General features: G+C 29.8%; 14 protein-coding genes. 6 read left to right on the top strand and 8 right to left on the bottom strand.

Annotation, left to right across the window (positions count from 1 at the left end):
- Nucleotides 1-554 precede the first annotated feature (554 nt).
- On the bottom strand, nt 555-974 hold the full coding sequence (locus tag AC0L5U_RS04065) for a hypothetical protein (RefSeq protein WP_473414801.1): 420 nt from the start codon (nt 972-974) through the stop codon (nt 555-557).
- A 290-nt stretch (nt 975-1,264) separates the two neighbouring features.
- Between AC0L5U_RS04065 and AC0L5U_RS04060 the strand changes: the two genes are divergently transcribed.
- Nucleotides 1,265-1,630, top strand: coding sequence for a hypothetical protein (locus AC0L5U_RS04060; RefSeq protein ID WP_473414800.1), 366 nt, complete (start codon nt 1,265-1,267; stop codon nt 1,628-1,630).
- Between the two features lie 26 nt (nt 1,631-1,656).
- Nucleotides 1,657-2,385 carry a hypothetical protein gene (locus tag AC0L5U_RS04055; RefSeq protein ID WP_473414799.1) on the top strand — a complete coding sequence of 243 codons (729 nt, stop codon included), beginning with the start codon at nt 1,657-1,659 and terminating at the stop codon, nt 2,383-2,385.
- Nucleotides 2,386-2,623: 238 nt separating this feature from the next.
- On the opposite strand, the gene AC0L5U_RS04050 is transcribed toward AC0L5U_RS04055, so the two are convergent.
- From AC0L5U_RS04050 to AC0L5U_RS04020, 7 genes are all read right to left on the bottom strand, one after another.
- The gene (locus AC0L5U_RS04050) at nt 2,624-4,162 is read right to left on the bottom strand and encodes a hypothetical protein (protein WP_473414798.1); all 1,539 of its coding nucleotides are present in this window, start codon (nt 4,160-4,162) and stop codon (nt 2,624-2,626) included.
- The gene (locus AC0L5U_RS04045) at nt 4,146-5,576 is read right to left on the bottom strand and encodes a hypothetical protein (protein ID WP_473414796.1); all 1,431 of its coding nucleotides are present in this window, start codon (nt 5,574-5,576) and stop codon (nt 4,146-4,148) included. Before AC0L5U_RS04045 ends, AC0L5U_RS04050 begins: the two co-directional genes overlap by 17 nt.
- Before the next feature lie 188 nt (nt 5,577-5,764).
- A complete protein-coding gene (locus tag AC0L5U_RS04040) occupies nt 5,765-6,151 on the bottom strand; it encodes a hypothetical protein (RefSeq protein ID WP_473414795.1) in 387 nt (128 codons plus the stop codon).
- Nucleotides 6,152-6,367: 216 nt separating this feature from the next.
- Nucleotides 6,368-6,826, bottom strand: a complete 459-nt coding sequence (locus AC0L5U_RS04035) for an HNH endonuclease (RefSeq protein ID WP_473414794.1) — start codon at nt 6,824-6,826, stop codon at nt 6,368-6,370.
- Nucleotides 6,827-7,963: 1,137 nt separating this feature from the next.
- Nucleotides 7,964-9,082 carry a hypothetical protein gene (locus AC0L5U_RS04030; protein ID WP_473414793.1) on the bottom strand — a complete coding sequence of 373 codons (1,119 nt, stop codon included), beginning with the start codon at nt 9,080-9,082 and terminating at the stop codon, nt 7,964-7,966.
- Nucleotides 9,079-10,110, bottom strand: coding sequence for a beta-galactosidase (locus AC0L5U_RS04025; RefSeq protein WP_473414792.1), 1,032 nt, complete (start codon nt 10,108-10,110; stop codon nt 9,079-9,081). Before AC0L5U_RS04025 ends, AC0L5U_RS04030 begins: the two co-directional genes overlap by 4 nt.
- Nucleotides 10,111-10,574: 464 nt before the next feature.
- Nucleotides 10,575-11,735 carry a DUF7486 family protein gene (locus AC0L5U_RS04020; RefSeq protein WP_473414791.1) on the bottom strand — a complete coding sequence of 387 codons (1,161 nt, stop codon included), beginning with the start codon at nt 11,733-11,735 and terminating at the stop codon, nt 10,575-10,577.
- A gap of 475 nt (nt 11,736-12,210) precedes the next feature.
- Here AC0L5U_RS04020 and AC0L5U_RS04015 point away from each other — a divergent pair, with 475 nt between their 5' ends.
- The 4 genes from AC0L5U_RS04015 to AC0L5U_RS04000 all read left to right on the top strand — a co-directional run bounded on the left by AC0L5U_RS04015 (nt 12,211) and on the right by AC0L5U_RS04000 (nt 17,473).
- The gene (locus AC0L5U_RS04015; RefSeq protein WP_473414790.1) at nt 12,211-14,136 is read left to right on the top strand and encodes a DUF3857 domain-containing transglutaminase family protein; all 1,926 of its coding nucleotides are present in this window, start codon (nt 12,211-12,213) and stop codon (nt 14,134-14,136) included.
- Between the two features lie 281 nt (nt 14,137-14,417).
- Nucleotides 14,418-17,075, top strand: a complete 2,658-nt coding sequence (locus AC0L5U_RS04010; RefSeq protein WP_473414789.1) for a reprolysin-like metallopeptidase — start codon at nt 14,418-14,420, stop codon at nt 17,073-17,075.
- Complete coding sequence (locus AC0L5U_RS04005) at nt 17,017-17,283, top strand: proprotein convertase P-domain-containing protein (RefSeq protein WP_473414788.1); 267 nt, start codon at nt 17,017-17,019, stop codon at nt 17,281-17,283. The genes AC0L5U_RS04010 and AC0L5U_RS04005 overlap by 59 nt, the downstream gene beginning before the upstream one ends.
- The gene (locus tag AC0L5U_RS04000) at nt 17,267-17,473 is read left to right on the top strand and encodes a hypothetical protein (RefSeq protein ID WP_473414787.1); all 207 of its coding nucleotides are present in this window, start codon (nt 17,267-17,269) and stop codon (nt 17,471-17,473) included. The genes AC0L5U_RS04005 and AC0L5U_RS04000 overlap by 17 nt, the downstream gene beginning before the upstream one ends.
- Nucleotides 17,474-17,489 lie beyond the last annotated feature (16 nt).

Genomic DNA, 17,489 nt, shown 5'->3' with positions numbered 1-17,489 from the left:
ATAATATAAATTATAGTACAAATTCATTCCATTAAAATTAGATAGTTATAATGTAGTATTATGTAAAATATCCCAGAATGTGTTGTATTCAAAAGAAACCTTTGAACTTGGGTCATTAAACATTAGTAATGTACTTCTCGTATAATTTTAATATTCTGAACTATTGTTCAAGTTTTTTTAAATACGCAATTCTCGAGAAACTTCACGTTTTCAAATTTGTATTATAATTTGCCGTTATGTAAAATTGCCGCTGCCAATCGCTCAATTGCTTTTTAAAAATTTAAATGTTTCAATAACATTTATTTTTAAACACAATTTACCGCCGCTTGCCAACGCCAAAAAAAAGCTAGTTTTTAGATGTTATTGAAATTTTAGCGTAATTGAATAATTGTGCTCCATATTTTTTTCTACGTGATTCTCGTAAAGTTGCCACAAGAGTATAAAATTTTCCCTTGCTCAAATCCTTGCTTTAAAATTTCTATACACTTGTTCTATTTAAGAATTCCTATTAAACTTTTTTAAATTCTATTTTACATAATATTTACAGACATGATTTAAAGTTTGTCAATCATATTGTTTAAAGCATACTTTTCTAATTCTACTATGGTTTTACTTGATATTTTAATTTCCCAATTAGATAAACTTGGCATTAAGCTAACGTCATTGTTTATAAAGAAGTTATTATTAGAATCTTGTAATTTTTTAGATGGAATAATATAAACAACTCTTGGTTGTTTTTCTATGATTAAAACCAAAGCGATAAACAAGTTATCGTTTAGTTCTCCTAACTCATGCTTTAAAATTTTAAAACTTTGTAGTATGTTATCTAAATCTAGTGGCTGAAAGAAGATTTGCTTATTTCTAGTTAAAAAATCAACTCCTTCTCTCCCTCTTTCATTTGCTGAAACTTCAATTTGAGCTTTTTTAAGCTCTGATTTCATAAAGTTTAAAGCGTTTTCATTGATAGTATTCATAGGTTACAAGATATATTTATTACCTCAATATATTAATTTTTATAAAATCAAATAAAATTCATACTTTAGATATATTAATAATCATTAATGAAGATATATTATGACTGGTAATTTTTATAATCCAAATTCAAAAAAAACTATAAAGGATATTTGAGTTTAAAAACTAATTATATTTCAAAAAAATTGCTAAAGGAGGTACATCTACATTATTTGAATTATCACCAACAAAAGTGTTAAAGAGTTCATTTTTTATTAATCAAGATAATTTAAATGATAATTCCTTTTTTGCTTTGAAAAAACAGGCGGATTTTTGGACTAATTTTAGACATCCTAATTGTTGCGAAATAATTGACATCTTTTTAGATAATACTGATGGAGAATCATCATTGATGATAGAAATGGAAAACCTAACTAGTTGGAAAACTTCAGAGGTTTTATATAACAAACATTATTCATCAATAAATGAAGTAAAACAACATTTAAAAAAATATAATATCTTTTGGGAAGATTCTAATTTTAGAAATGTTCTATTTAATGATAAAGAAGAGTTCAAAATTATAGATTTGCCTATATCATTAGAATTTGGTAAGGATATTATATACTATTTAAAAGATTTCAAAAAAACTCAACTAATAAAAAGGAAGTTTATGAATTGATTTCTGTAAATGATACAATGTTATAGATGAAGACGATTAAAGAAGATATACAATTATCTAAAGATGGTATTTCATTTTCTTATTATCGTTTTCTTACTGAAACATCAGTAGGAATTATAACATATTTAACAGTATTCTTTTTGCTTAAATTTTTCTATTTAAATACTAGTGGTTACTTTAAAAATTTCTTGTCAATTTTTATTGAAATATCAAATAACGTAAAAATTGGAGTTTTCTTTACTTTAGTTATGACTAGTACTGCAATAGGGAATGTTGTTTCAAATATTAGTTATTTCTTTCTTGGGTTTATAGAAATATTAGTCGCAAAATTAATTATAAAATATGAGTCACGTTTCCTGAAAATATCATGGATTTCTTATTCAGCTGGAGAAACAATTAAATATTTCGATATTGATAAAAATGAAATCGTGAAATTTGGATATGAAATACAACGAATTCTTGAGTTTTATAGTCACCCTAAAATCAAAGTGAATTCTAATCGTACCCTAATGAGAAATTTATCATTCTTAATAATTCTTACTACCCTAATTTTAATTGGTTATGTGTTTTGGTGGCAAACATTGATTTCTTTTTTTGTGGCATTGATATTTTTGTTTGTTACATCATTAAATCTCTCACATCAAATCCTTATCAATTTTTATATTGGTTATAAAATAATAAAAAAAGATAATTTGTCGGATGAAGAATCAAATTTAGAATTACTAGAAGTTATTGAAAAACGATTGAATATTTAAAGATTATCTTTTTTCTTGGATAAAAAAAGAAACAAAAAAATCATGACTGCATAAACTTTTGGAAACAATTACGGCTCATTACGCTATATTTTAGGAAATATTTTAACTCGTTAAGATTGATTTGAAGTTATTTTATCGTTACAACTATTAAGAAACTGTATTACTAGACCCCTAAAATATGTACGCTCCCTCACCTATTGTTTTACCAAAATTTTATGAGGTCGGACGAGATTCTTAATCACATCAAAGACAGAATTCCTATTATTAGACCTAAAATTGTAAGGACAACTGAAATTATTTCAATAGATGTTTTATTAGACTCCCAAAAGACTTTAAACTTTGATTTTTTCATTTTGGGAAAAATACCTTTTCTATTAAATAACTCTCTAGCTTCATCAAATGTTATAGATTGCATTTTATTTGAATAATACAATTGTTCTAACTTTTGTAATTGATAATGTAGGAACTTCATTTCAGTATATTTACTCAGCCAATCATTTAGTTTTGATTTTACCAAGTTATAATCATCTTCATTTTTACTTCCTAATTCTACTAATGCTAATAGGTAATCATTTCTACTAGTCCAAACATCAGTTCCATATTTATTTATTAATGAATCTTCAAATATTTCAATTAAGTCATTCAATTTAGCACCTTTCAAACCTTTTAAACCGAAAATTCTATCTGGTAATTGTTTGTTTTTAAGTATCCATTTTTTCAATAAAGTAAAGGCTTCTTCTTCCTTTATCTTCGAAATCCTTTGGATATAACGTAAACAAGTTTCATCATTCTCTTCAACATCTATTTTTGCTTCTAAATATGCTATTACTGGAATAAATTTATTTTCGGCAAGAAGATTAGTTGCATGAAGTTGAACATCAATTGAAAAATTATTAATAATATCGAGAATGTCATTATTGTTACCGCCAAGTTCGAGATATTGTGTAATAAGTTCATTGACCTCAAATTTGTCCTTATCAGAATTTTGGATTTCTTTAAATATTAAAGGAATTGCTTGTATTAAATTTAGTTCTTTACAATATTTAAAGTGGTTTTTCTTTACAATTGGTGTAATTTCATCGTTTTCAAGGTTTTGAAGAATTTGTATTGCAACTTTATCTACACCTAATTTTTCTATTAAAAAATCTCTAGTATTTGGTATTTTAGAATCACTTTCATCTTGTTTAACTATATTCTTAACGGGAAGAAAATAACAATCTACAAAAAGAAAATCTAAATAATTTTCTTCGGGTAATTTAATATTCAGTCTTTGCGAAAAATAAGATATAAAAAGTTCAGTATATCTATAGTTATAATTATCAGCAGAAAATTTAATGGCTGTTTTAAAATTTGCTGTTAAAATTTCCTTATTTACCCAAGCTTTAATATAAGCTTTCGCTTTTTCATTATATTCAAAATCAGAATTATTCTTATCAAATTTGACAAGATTATGAAGAGTAAACCATTTCCAATTATCTTCACTTTTAACTAGTTCTTCAACTTCTGAAAATTCAACATACTCTTTTTCCCTAGCTTTATCCCTTAAAGTATCAACAACAATTTGATTTGACATTTTATCATCATTAAATCTCTTTTTCTTCCAATTATATAATTCATTCGAAGTAATTTTTGATTTATCTTTTGCATCTTCTTCAAATATTAACTTTGCTTCATTAAAAAAAGCATCTTTATCAAAAAGCAATTCAATATCTCTTTTTAGTCTTGATTTTTTTAAAGCTTCATGGTCTATCTTATTATAACTATATTTTTTTATCAATTTTGACTAATTCATTATGGTATAAATCATGTATTTCACTTCTACCATCAAAAGCAAGGAAATTACGAATACGCCATGTTTCAGGGTCAACAAGTTTTCCTTCCTTAATTTCATTTATTAGGAATTTTACGCCATCTTCATTGCATACAAGTGTTAATCCATAGTCAAAATGAGAATCTGTTCCATTTAGTTTTACTTGGTAATCTTTATATAACTTTATAAATGCTTTAAATTCTGTTTTTGTTTCTATAAAAAATTGCTTAAAATCATTCCCTAACTCACGATAATATCGTCTCGAAAAGACTTCCAATAGATTTAAGACACTATTATAGACTTCTTTAAAACCATCTAAATAAACTTTTGTAGCTTTCTTTAATGTCGATTTTATTTGTTCAAAATAAATATCTTCAAGGTAAGAGTTTTTGTCATGAGATGCTGACCATTCTAGTAGACTCAATACACCCTTAGGAGAATCTATTTTAGCAAGTAAAAATTCAAGATTATATTTTTCATCGGAAAGTCTTGTTTCTGTATCTTTAGTATGATTATTAATTCTTACAGTTGGTTTCTGTATAAAGTCAATTCCTTTCAATAAAAGCTCTAAATGGTCATCAATTTGAACAGAATTGTCTAAATATTTATAAAATCCTGCTCTTATATATTGCCCAGATTCAAGGGTGTTAAATTTTAATATATTTTCAGTTAATTTCTTATCAAAAATTTTAAGTTCTGATAATGAATATAAGCAATGATACTTAATTTTATCTGACAGTTCAATGTTAGAAAGTTTAGACAATAGAACATCTCTAATTTTATCTTTATGATTGTCGATGTTCTTGAAAGATGGAAGCATTCTTAAGGCTTCCGATATTATTAGCATAGAGTTTGAACCTTCAATCTTTGTAATTAAATATTTAATTATGGAATGACTATCCGAAACAAACATCGCCAAATCTTCAGATTCAAATTTTTCATTTCTGATTATTATTTCTTTAGATTCATACTCTTCATAAATATCTTCGAATAATTTCTCTCTTATTTCTAAATCAATTTTATCTTTTTCAAACCTAATTAAAATATCGGGTTCTATAGTTTTAATCCATAACACTAAATCATCAAGCTTCTCACTTTTAGATTCTACAATACTGAATAGAAATGACAAGGTATTTAACCAAGTGGGTTTTATTTTTTTAAATTCAGGTTTAAATGACACAAATTCTTGAATTTGTTCAATTCGTAGTCTAGATAAAAACTTTGCTGCTAAATATTCTTGGAAATTATTATGTTCAAATTCCCATTGAGTTAGTTTTGATGTTTTATTGAATAAAAATGTTCTTTTTATAATTTTCAAAAGATGCGCATCAGATAGTAATGGAAATACTTCTGTTCTCTCATCTAAATAATTCTTTCCCATACTTTCAGCAATAACAGCTAATTGCTCAATAAATGGTTCTATTTTTATTGAATAATCTTGAATACTTACGCCAGAATTCTCATATTTATCATAATCCGTTTCTATCCTTTGCTTAATTAAAAAATCAAATACCGTTTTCTTTGATTCTGGGATTTTCTTTTTAGAGTTATAATAGTCAACTAGATTAACTAAGTAAAAAGGAGAATATAATAAGTCATAAAACTTTTTTTACATAAGTCTTCAATAAATTTTTCAGGTTCAATATCAATCTTACCTTTTAAATAAGAATGGACAGCAAAATAGTCTAACGGTTTAATTAGGTATGTTGAAAAGCCTTCAAGTTTTGCTCTTCTTTTATCAGTTTCGGCAATATAAAAATTGTTTCTACATGAAACTACTATTTTGGCATCACTATACTTTTTACTTAAAATAGTTATATTGTTTACAGCAATATCTAGAAAGTCAACATGCACTTCGTCCAAGGCATCCAATAATATCAATAACTTTTTATGAGGAATTTTCTTGAACTCTGCATACTCAAGTTCTAAAAGTTCTTCAAGACTTTGATTGGTCAAAGTATTAAGTCTAATTTTTACAGGATACAGTTCACTATTTTCATGTGAGTGTATAAACGCAACGTTTGCTAGTTCAATACTTTTTCCAGAACCTGCAACTCCTAAGACTGTAATCCTTTTTTCTCATCTATGACATTCAATAGAGTTTTAGATTCAAGGCTGAACTCACCTTCTCCTCTTACTGTTGTAACATACCTAGTTATATAGTCTTTGGCTTTAGAATATATTTTTTTCTGGCAATGCTTCATACACCTCTGGTTTTAATGAAGCATCTATCGCTTTAAGTTCTTCTATTCGGTCTGAAGCAATACCTTGTACAGTTTCTTCAAATAACTCCTCAAATTCACTCGCTTTATTATAGAATTTGTTTTCATGATTAGCTTTCATTTCACGAAGAGCGGAGGAATCATATTTTTCAGCATTTTTATCAATAAATGCATGATGATTTGGGCAAAGAAGTAAAATATTATCGAATGAATTGATTTCATCAATTGGTAGTTCAGAGTCATACCTTGCACCATTTGGATTAACCGCATTTATATGACACATTTCTCCAAGTAAAATGTCTTCTTCTAAATTATAAACTCGTTCTGTACAACTTGGAAAGCAACATTGATTACCAGATAAGGCAAAAAGCTTTTTCTTTACTGCATCAGTTATAGCTTTTCTTCCCATATATATTTATTGTACTCAATTTTATTTAATGAAAAATAAATATATTACTTAAATCTCGACAATTAAAATCTATACTTTAATAAAAATCATATTATTATGAACATATATTTCCATTCCATACATATTACGCTTCCCTCCTACGTCGTCGCATAAAAAGTATTCCATTAGCATTGTAAAAAAAGTTTTTAGAATATAAAAATAAGAAAAAGTAGTAGTTTAAACTTCGCTTTTACCAAAGCAAAGTTACATAACGCGAGAACATTATAGTACATTTTACAACAATTAGCGTAATAGCGCTTTTTGGCGATATTTGACATAATTGCAGATATAATGTCTTTAGACTTATATCGACAGTAATTATGACAAGTTAATTGTGGCATAGTTATACAAATTAAAATGTATCTATAATTTGCCGTTATGTAAAATAGCCGCTACCAAGCGCTCGTCCCGATTTTATATCGGGATTACCAACGCTTGCCAACGCCAAAATAAAAGCTAACCTTTTTGCTCTTATTAAAAATCGCGTATTCGATAAAATGTACGTTATAAAAAATTTTAGACGATTCTCGTAAGCTTGCCACAAGAGTATAAAATTTTCCCTTGCTCAAATCCTTGCTTAAAAATTTCTATACACTTGTTAACTGTAGAACTTCAATTAATCTTTTTTTATGTTTTATTATTATGTATTTTAAAAATTGATACTCAATCAATTCTTTAAAATAGTGTCTTGAAACACTATTTAGCGAAAGCTAAATACCTAAAACAAAAATTCAAGGCTGCATATAATTTTGGAAACAATTAACGGCTCATTCGCTATATTTTAGACTATTTAGCGTTAATAGAATGTCCTGAGGACATTATTAGCTAAATACAATTCGAAGCAGACTTTTAGTTAAGTATTGAAACTGTAGTAACAACTTTGCCTTTCTACACTTCGCTCCTACTTCAAAAGGTCTACTAGACCTTTTTTCATACGGACGTAACCAAAGCTCAAGTTACATAACGCAGAACATTATAGCAATTTTATAATATTCATTATCCAGAGAATGAATCTATATTAAGAATTATGTTTGGCGAGTGAAATTTCTCAAATTTTATTAAATAAGCAATAATGAATTTATGTAGTATATCAAATATTTATTTTTCTATTTCAAGTAATAGAACACCGTGTACATCAAGTTCAAATGATGCTTCCATAGGCTGTTTGGTAAGCATATTTGTACATGTAACACTATCACCATTCTTCATTGTCACCTTTAATTGTGCTTTGTTTTTTCCTAGATTAACAATAGTCATTATATACCCCCCTTTATTATTAGAAGCAACCCTCCAATTACACCCTTTATGTGTTAAACCGTTTGATTCTGATAAAACAACTTCAGGTAATTTATGGTCTACTAATTTTAATGCCAATAGTTTTAAAGCTTCATATTCATCTGTGTTTAGAGTATGTAAAGTTCCTTTACTGCTTTTTAGAGTTTTTGAACGTTTTTGTCCATATTCATTCATTGAAAGACTCGTTTCATTATCTATAATAATTGTTCCTCCTTCATTTAAATAATTTTGTAGCGTCTCAAATTCTGAATCGGTTACAAATTCTGTTTTATAAACAAGTACAACATCCCAATTCTTGTTATCCTGTTTTTTAATGATTTTTTCCGTTGCATATCCAACTGGAAAACCTTCAAAAAACAATGATTCATAAAGGTCGTATTGTTCAGTCATATGATGTTTTTTATTTATAGCTGATGTTTCGGAATGAAATAATCGTATTGGTTTTGGCTGACGACGCAATGCCATAATTTCCTCCGAAAAACTATTCAAATCCATCATTACCTGAGTAAGCTCATTAGCTACTTGAGGTTGCATATTAACAGATGCTGCAAAAGATTTAGCAAGAGCTACATCTTTTGAATACACATTGTTTTCAAATCTAGCTTCAGGAGAACCATCTGGGTCTCTAGCCCAAAACCAAGACAAGCCTGCATCCATACCATGTAATGTTGCCAACCAGAAGTTATTTCTAATATATTCAGGTGATGTATCTAGTTTACGCCATGCAACACTAGACAGGAAGTGCGTTTCTGAATTTACATGAATCTTCTCAGGAGCTACTGATTCCATAAAATCGTACGAAACACAAAGCTCTTCCCAATGGTAAGAATAATACTTTTCCCAAGGCTCTACTCTATTATAACGAATGTCTCTTTCTCGGGTTTTTGCATCATCACCAATCATTGTAGTTAATTCAGTCAATGATTCCAAATCAATACCATGAGAACGTTCATCATCAGAGAAAAATGCGATATTAATTTTATATGAGTATCACCATCTGGGTTTGTTTTATGTAATTCTGTTTGTAAAAAAGAAAACCATTCAACAGCTCTATCCATATTGAAACGATCCCAGTCATATCTAAGTGGTGTTCCTTTTGTTTCTTTTCTTAAAGGAAAAACAAAAGTTACATCGCTAAAAGATTTAAAATTTGTATTCCAGTTTTTATTCAATTCGGCTATATTATTTTGATACTTAACACTTAACCAATTATTGAATTTTTCTAAGGTATATGAAGAAAGCTCATTCATTTCCCCACGTTTAAACGCCCAATTTCCTTTCTCTGAAAACCAATGAGGTTCGTTGGCCAAAATATACCCTAATTGCACGCCTTTTTTACCTTTTGTTATTGCTCCTGCTTTCTGCAATATCTCACTCCAAACTTCACGCATTAACGGATTATCAATATCAAAACCAATAAAAGTACACCTCCCCTTAGTAACCTCTGGGTCTTGTTTTTTCACCCATTTAGGAACGTTTGTATTCCAAAGCAAAGCATAACCTACCTTTTTGTCTGGATGATTAGCCATCTTATCTAATGTCCATGGGACAAACGTGCGGTCTTCATTTAATAATTGCGGCGTAAAACCACCTATATGATCAATATTTCCCAAATGATCATTATAGATTCTTTTATCTGAAGTAGGATTTCCCATTGATTTTGAGAAATAATCATACAGAAATACTGGCTTTCCATTACTTGTAAATTGGTCTTTTTCAACTTTTATATTTTCCCAATCTACTTTTGCTACTGGCCGCCTTACAATAGCTCCATCAATAACCTTATTAAGTGTACTAATTCCTTTATCTAAAATCTCAATAACTTTTTGTCTTTCAAAATCAGGTAAACTCTTTGCCATTTCAGCTTTGTCGCCCTTTAATGGGGTGAATTTTTCAAAAGAATTTTGAATAAAAGGAACATTTTTTTCATCCCATTTTGCAATTTTCAAAAACTCATTTGAAAACCATAATATGGTTTCTTCTCTAGTTACATCAAATCCTTTTTTTCGGCTTTCGACATCAATTTCTCTAACTGAGTTATTTTTTCTTAGCCTCTTTACTTAAATTTTGTGAGTTAGCAGAAAAATTTTGAATAAGTAGTGCTATCAGTAATACTAAAGTGTGAAATTTTCTCATTTTATAATCTATTATATAACCATGATATAGGTTGTTGTCATAGTCGAAAAAGGTAATTTAACGGATGGAAAAGTAATCTCTCCATTTTTTAATTAGGTCTAATATATAAAAATTCAAGTTTTATTTTTAACATCCTATGCATATTAATCTTTCCACTTACGTTCATATTAAGTATTTATCTTCAAGAATTAGTTCAAAAAAACTATCAGCTAAACTTTGAAATTTAACTGATAGTTATAAATAGATAGAATAGTTACTAACACAAGACTTTCGGTTACTATTTAATAGCTTTTAAATGTGCATAAACAGGATTTCCGCGTACGTTCATTTCTACTTCTCTTTCAAAAATCTTAACACCTTTTACTGCATTAAGTTTTCCGTCTGGAGAAAAAGCTTTAACAGCTAAGAGTTCCCCGTTTTCATTTATGGCTTTTACATTAATAATATTACCAGATCGACTAATACCTTTTACATCTAGCTTTACTTTATCTTTAGTTAATGCTTTAATATCGAATATAGTACCGTCTGTTCCTATAGCTTTAATTGGTGCATACTCGTCTTCACTTTGCATTATTTTTACAGGTAGCTCAGTCCCATCTACAAATGCTTTAATATTCATAAAACTATGTTGTTTAGAATCTTGTGTTGCTTTTACATCAAATTTATTGCCTTCGGCGTCAAAAGCTTTTACATCTAGATTTTTACCATCTGCAGTTACCGCCTTAATATTCCAGATAACTCTTTTAAAATTATTTTTAAATACTAATTTCGTATTCTTTTTCTTTTCCCTTAGTTTGGGTATCTTAAAGTTATCTTCATAGGCAGCTGGGTGCATTGCTTTAACATGTGCATGGATATCTTTACCTCTTGAATTCATTTCTCTATCCTGATGATTAATTTTTATGCCTTTAATATCATTAAGTTGCCCTGTAGGTGAAATAGCTTTCACACCATAAAACTTACCATCTTTGCTAATGGCTTTCATCAAGACAATATATCCAAATCTAGCTACGCCCTTAACATCTAGTTGCTCCCCCTCTTCAGTTATTGCTTTAAGGTCGTATGTAATTCCTTCTCTACTTAGTGCAGTAACTGGAGCGTATTGGTCAGTACTCACCAACATCTTTACGGGTAATTTTTTATCATTTACAATAGCTTTTACATCTAAAAAGTTATCTTGATCGGAGTTTTGAATTGCCTTAACATCGAATGATTTTCCGGATTCATCAAAAATTTTAATGTCTAAACTTTTTCCATCTGGCTGAATGGCTTTTACATTCCAATAGATATTGTTTACTTTTGGAATGTTCTCAGTTTCTGTTTTATTCGTTTTCTCTTTTGAAGCATTGTTGTTACAAGCAGTTAACAAAAATAGAACCCCTATAACAAATAAATTGTAACAGCTACTTCTAGTGAATAATTGGTTTGAATTTTTCATAATTAAATTAACTTTAGAATGGTTTAAAATTAAAAAAAGGTGCTACAATTTTTCATGATATTAGTCATAAAAAGGGATGTATATTGATGCCACTATTTACTCACATCATTCTTATTTTACTAAAAAGGTAGTCGTGAATTTTTGTTCTACGATTTCGTTAAAAGCGCACTTATTCCCAAGGTAAATAGTGTTTTAGAAAATGCACGCTACATTACACCAGAACATCATAAGCCCTTTATCCTACATTACATCCAAAAATTTCATACATACATCATATTTTTTAGTTAATTTGTTTATTATATAATGTGCATGACGCATAAAAACTATCAGCCAATACTTTTTTACTATTCTTTTTCTTTTTAGTTTCAGCTTCATCTACGCTCAAATTAAAATTAGTAAAACACCACAATGGGTTGTTTATCAATCTTATGAAACAAATCCAGATATTGATTTAAATGAAATCTCATACGGTTTATTGACATTATTAAACGATGAGCAAATTCATATTCCTAAAAAAGAGCGTTATATCCGTACTATTCGGAAAATAACAGATAATGTTGGTGTGCAAGATGGCTCTACAATTTCTATTAATTATGACCCTACATATCAGCAACTTTTCTTGCATAACATTACTGTTTTACGACAAGGAAAAACTATTAATAAGCTTAATGTGAACGACTTTCAGTCCATAAGACAAGAATCTAATGCTGAAAGTTATATTTATGATGGTAGCCTTAATGCAATTGCTAATCTAGCCGATATCAGAAATGGCGATATTCTGGATGTAAGCTATACCATTAAAGGGTTTAATCCTATCCATGGAAATAAATTTTCTAGTGGTACTGCGCTTAACGATTTTCAGCCTGTTGGTAAAATTAATTTTTACCTTATTTCTAAAAATAAATTACAATACAAAACACAAAATACAGACATAATCCCTAAAATAGGAAACTACAACGGCTATACAACTTATAATTGGCAAGCGAGTTTAACCAAAAGACCTATTATTGAGGACAATATGCCTGCTTGGTATTTACCATATAAAAACGTTTTTATTAGTGATTATAATGGTTGGAATGCCGTTGTAGATTGGGCTTTAAGCATTTATCTGGATGATGTAAATCCATCAAAAGCACTTAGAGCAAAAATTGATGCTATAAAAAATAGCTCTGAGTATGAAGGGGAACGCATTACTGCTACACTTAAATTTGTGCAAGATGAAGTTAGGTATCTTGGCTTGGAATCTGGTATTGGTGCTTATAAACCATTTTCACCAAATAAAGTTCTAGAGCAACGCTTTGGGGATTGTAAAGACAAAAGTTGGCTTATGGTTACCATGCTGAGGAATATGGGTATTGAGGCTTACCCTGTACTTACTAACTCAACTTTTGGTGAATCACTTCATGAATTTTTACCATCTCCAAAAGTGTTTGATCATGTTGTGGTAAAAGTTGTAGATAGTACTAAAGCTAATTTATTTTATGATCCAACTATTAGCAATCAATTTGGAAATCATAAGTCGGTTTCATTTCCAAATTATAGCAAAGGGTTAGTGATTAAAAAAGGGGTGACTTCTTTGGAAAAAATTATATCTAAAAGTGAAGACTTAGTAGAAGTATTTGACACTTTTGATTTGTCTAATGTTGGAGGGCCTGGAACATTAAACATTATGACGGTATATAGAGATGCCGAAGCTGATGCCATGCGAACACTCTATAAATCTAGTAGCCTGTCATCATTAAGTAAAAATTTTAAAAGTTATTATGAAAACCTTTATGATGGTGTTGAAGTTTTAAAAGACCCAGTTTTTGATGATGATAGTTTAGCCAATAAAATGCTAGTTGAAGAGTCCTATAAAATCAACAACATATGGACACCCATGCTTGCAAACGCTGAAAATATTGTAGTAGAGTTTTTGCCTTATAGTATTTCAGATATTTTTATTTCGCCTGATGAAAATAAACGGGAAACACCATTTGCACTTTTTTATCCAACGCATAAAAAACATCAAATTACAGTTAAATTACCTAAACGATGGAGCGTTGCTAATGATAATATAACTGTGAATTCTAAAAGTTTTGATTTTTCAATGAAAGCTAAAATGAATCCAGGCAGAGATATTTTGTACCTTAATTATGAGTACCAAAATAAAAATAGCTTTGTAAAACCTGAAGATTTTGAGGACTACTATTCAAAAATTAAAGAAGTAGAACAAATAATGGCTTACCATATTTACATTCCTAAAAGTGAAGCAAAAAATGGAAACTTTAATATCTCTTTTAATACTGATAATATGGGCTCTAATTTAACCACAATATTATTTTGGGTTATTGGTATTATAGGTGCCATAGTTATTGGACTGATAATTTTTGTTATTCAGAGTAATAAAAATAGAGATTAGGTATTTAATAATTCATCTGAAACTTCATTCAATAAAAGTTTTTATAAAACTATCATTTTATAGCGCCTTGCTTATATACTCTATTATTTCTTAAAATGGGTATTCCATCAGTATTGCACAATAAACTATAGATACAGTCTTCGCTTTTACCCAAAATTCAAATAATACATAATCAAGTTCAAAAAGGCTACACGAAACCAAATTATTGTACATTTTTGATGACACTTTCCATAACCTCCGATGTTATTTATATAACACCAATCAATTAATACCACATCATTATGAAAAGCGCATTACAAACCCTCATTGTATTCTGTTGTATTACAAGTGGTTTACATGTATTTGGACAAATAAATCCATGGACAGCAACAACTTCAAAAACTAAACTAAAACACATCAAATTCAAAACATCAGAGACAGAACACATCAGTATGTTTTCTTTGGATTCAAATCAATTGTATGCAAATTTGAAAGATGCGCCTTTAAGAGGTTCAGGTTTTCGGAATAGGGCTCAGGAATTTTATTTTCCGAATGCAGATGGTAGTTTCGACCTGTTTTCGGTGTTTGAAGCACCAACATTTTCGGAAGCATTATCTGCTAAATATCCAAATATTAAATCGTTTGTAGGCTATTCAAAATCTGGTGCAACTATACGATTTAGTAAAGATGCTCGAGGTATACAAGCCACAATTAGTAATCCCAACAAACCCACAACGTACATTCTGTTTTTAGAAAACTCAGCAACAGATTATGTGGTGTACACATCAGAAGCCTATGAAAATAAGTTGGAGGATTATGCATGTGATATGGTATCAAAACAAAGTGAAAACCAAACAAAATTTCAAAAAACTAATAGTGCTAGCGATCAGTTATTACGAAAATACCGTTTAGTTGTTTCTGCAACTGGCGAGTTTACAACACATTTTGGTGGAACGGTAGCAGATGCACTTGCAGCGATAAATGCTACCATGACTCGTGTAAATATGATTTTTGAAACCGATGTATCTGCTACTTTCGAAATTCAGGATTTTGATCAGTTAATATATACAGATGCTACAACCGACCCATATACTGATGCTGATATTGGTAGTGATTCTGATAATTCTAGTACACTAGATGGTTGGAATATCCAATTACAAAATAACTTAACAACTACTATTGGTAATACTGCTTATGATATTGGGCACCTATTTGCATTACAAACTTCTGGTGGAAAAGGTAATGCAGGTTGTATTGGTTGTGTTTGTGTAGATGATGATACTACTGATGATTTAGATAAAAATAAAGGCTCTGGTTATAGCTCCTCTACAAATCCAGTAGGAGAAGGTTTTAATTTGCTTGTTGCACATGAATTTGGTCACCAAATGGGAGCTAATCACACTTTTTCATATAGAACAGAAGAAGGTACAAATACCAATTCTGAACCTGGAAGTGGTTCTACAATTATGAGTTATGCTGGATCTACTGGAAACGATAATGTACAATTCCAAAAAGACCCCTATTTTCATTATCATAGTATTAGACAAATTAAAGAAAATTTCTCAGTAAGTGATTGTTGGTTAAATAATAACCCAATAGCACTAACGAATAACCCGCCTATTGCTAATGCAGGAAACGATTATACAATTCCTCAAGGGACAGCTTATGTTTTAAGAGGAAACGCTACAGATGATGATACTAACGATATTTTAACCTATTGTTGGGAAGGAACAGATAGTGGCTATGTTAGGTATTGGAGCTTTGGACCTACCAATACAGGAACTACCATGGTACGCTCATTACCTCCAAGTTTAAGCGCTAATAGATACATACCAAACTTAACAAGAGTGGCAGCCAACACATTGACTGAAACAGACCCAACTACAGACTCAGCTTGGGAAACAGTTTCTACTGTTGGAAGAACATTAAATTATGCACTAACAGTTAGAGACAGAGCCCCTGATGCTGTTGGACTTAGTGGATTAACTAGTTTTGATACCATGGAAATTACTGTTGATGAAACTTCTGGTCCGTTTACTGTAACCTCACAAAGCAGTTTTGAAGAGTGGTATGTAGGAACAGAAGAGACCATTACTTGGGATGTAGCTGGTACCGATGATGGTGCTATAAATACACCAACTGTAAACATCCTATTGTCAATAGATAATGGACAAAGTTTTCCTTTTGTTTTAGCTTCGGAAATTCCAAATAACGGCAGCGCAACTATTACTGTACCAAGTGTTGGAGACCCAGATAATGATTATAGTGCAAGAGTTATAGTAGAAGGTCATAACAATATCTTTTTCGCTATGAATTCAAGAGCTATATATTTCAGGGAAAAAGAATTTTCGTTAACACCAAATACAGGGTTGCAAACTATATGTGCGCCAGAAGAAGGTGTTTTTAATTTTATATATAATACATACTCAGGCTTTACGGGAGAAACAACATTTTCTACACAATATTTACCAGATGGTGTAACAGCAACCTTTACCCCTTCTACTGCAACCGCAAATAACACAGAAGTTACTCTTACTTTAACAAATACTGACAATATAGATAATGGCATAAATTACCCATACTATGGTTTTTATATCATAGGAACTCATGAAGGACGTACCAATCTAAACGTTTTTGAAACTATTATATTTGATGCTAATTTTATGCTGCCAACAACAGTATCACCAGAAAACAATGCTATTGATACTGATCGAGATTTAACCATATCTTGGAATGCCGATTATAACGCTGAAACTTACTTGCTTGAAATTGCCACAGATGAAACGTTTACCAATACCATTTTTTCAGGAGAAGCAGAAAATTATAGTTCTCAGCCTATAAATGATCTTCTTGAAAGAAACACACAATACTTTTGGCGAGTGCGTCCCAGTAATAGTTGCCATGTTAGTACTTTCTCTGAAGTGTTTAGTTTTAAAACTGAGAGTTGTTTTAAGAGATGATGCTTTAGATATTCCTGTTAGTATTCCTAGTATGGAAAATAGTGGCACCTATCAATCGCTAATGCATGTTACCGAAGATTTATTAATTGAAGATATTGATGTAAAAATAGACATGGCACATTCGGCTACTGGTGAATTAACAATTTCTTTAACCAATCCGGCTGGGACAACAATTATTTTAAGTGAAAACAATGGTGGCGTACGGTGATGGTTATGTAAACACCATTTTTGACCAAGAAGCTACCGTTAATATTACAGATAGCTATCCGCCTTATACTGGTACATTTATACCTGAAGAAATGTTTCGCAGTTTTTACGATATTTCTAGCTTGGGTACTTGGACTTTAACTATTGAAGATAATAAATTTTATAACGGCGGTACGTTAAAGAAAATTTGAACTCTATTTTGTGAAA

It is taken from the genome of Jejuia sp. G7-7, from assembly GCF_055808955.1.
The sequence above is the reverse complement of the archived record's forward strand: the minus strand, read 5'-3'. Positions and strand labels throughout refer to the sequence as shown.

What these genes read in the sequence shown, in the direction of transcription:
- AC0L5U_RS04065 (WP_473414801.1), bottom strand. Translation starts at nt 974, where the DNA reads ATGAATACTATCAATGAAAACGCTTTAAACTTTATGAAATCAGAGCTT.
- AC0L5U_RS04020 (WP_473414791.1), bottom strand. Translation starts at nt 11,735, where the DNA reads ATGAAAAATTCAAACCAATTATTCACTAGAAGTAGCTGTTACAATTTA.
- AC0L5U_RS04055 (WP_473414799.1), top strand. Translation starts at nt 1,657, where the DNA reads ATGAAGACGATTAAAGAAGATATACAATTATCTAAAGATGGTATTTCA.
- AC0L5U_RS04045 (WP_473414796.1), bottom strand. Translation starts at nt 5,576, where the DNA reads ATGGGAAAGAATTATTTAGATGAGAGAACAGAAGTATTTCCATTACTA.
- AC0L5U_RS04035 (WP_473414794.1), bottom strand. Translation starts at nt 6,826, where the DNA reads ATGGGAAGAAAAGCTATAACTGATGCAGTAAAGAAAAAGCTTTTTGCC.
- AC0L5U_RS04010 (WP_473414789.1), top strand. Translation starts at nt 14,418, where the DNA reads ATGAAAAGCGCATTACAAACCCTCATTGTATTCTGTTGTATTACAAGT.
- AC0L5U_RS04005 (WP_473414788.1), top strand. Translation starts at nt 17,017, where the DNA reads ATGTTAGTACTTTCTCTGAAGTGTTTAGTTTTAAAACTGAGAGTTGTT.
- AC0L5U_RS04000 (WP_473414787.1), top strand. Translation starts at nt 17,267, where the DNA reads ATGGTGGCGTACGGTGATGGTTATGTAAACACCATTTTTGACCAAGAA.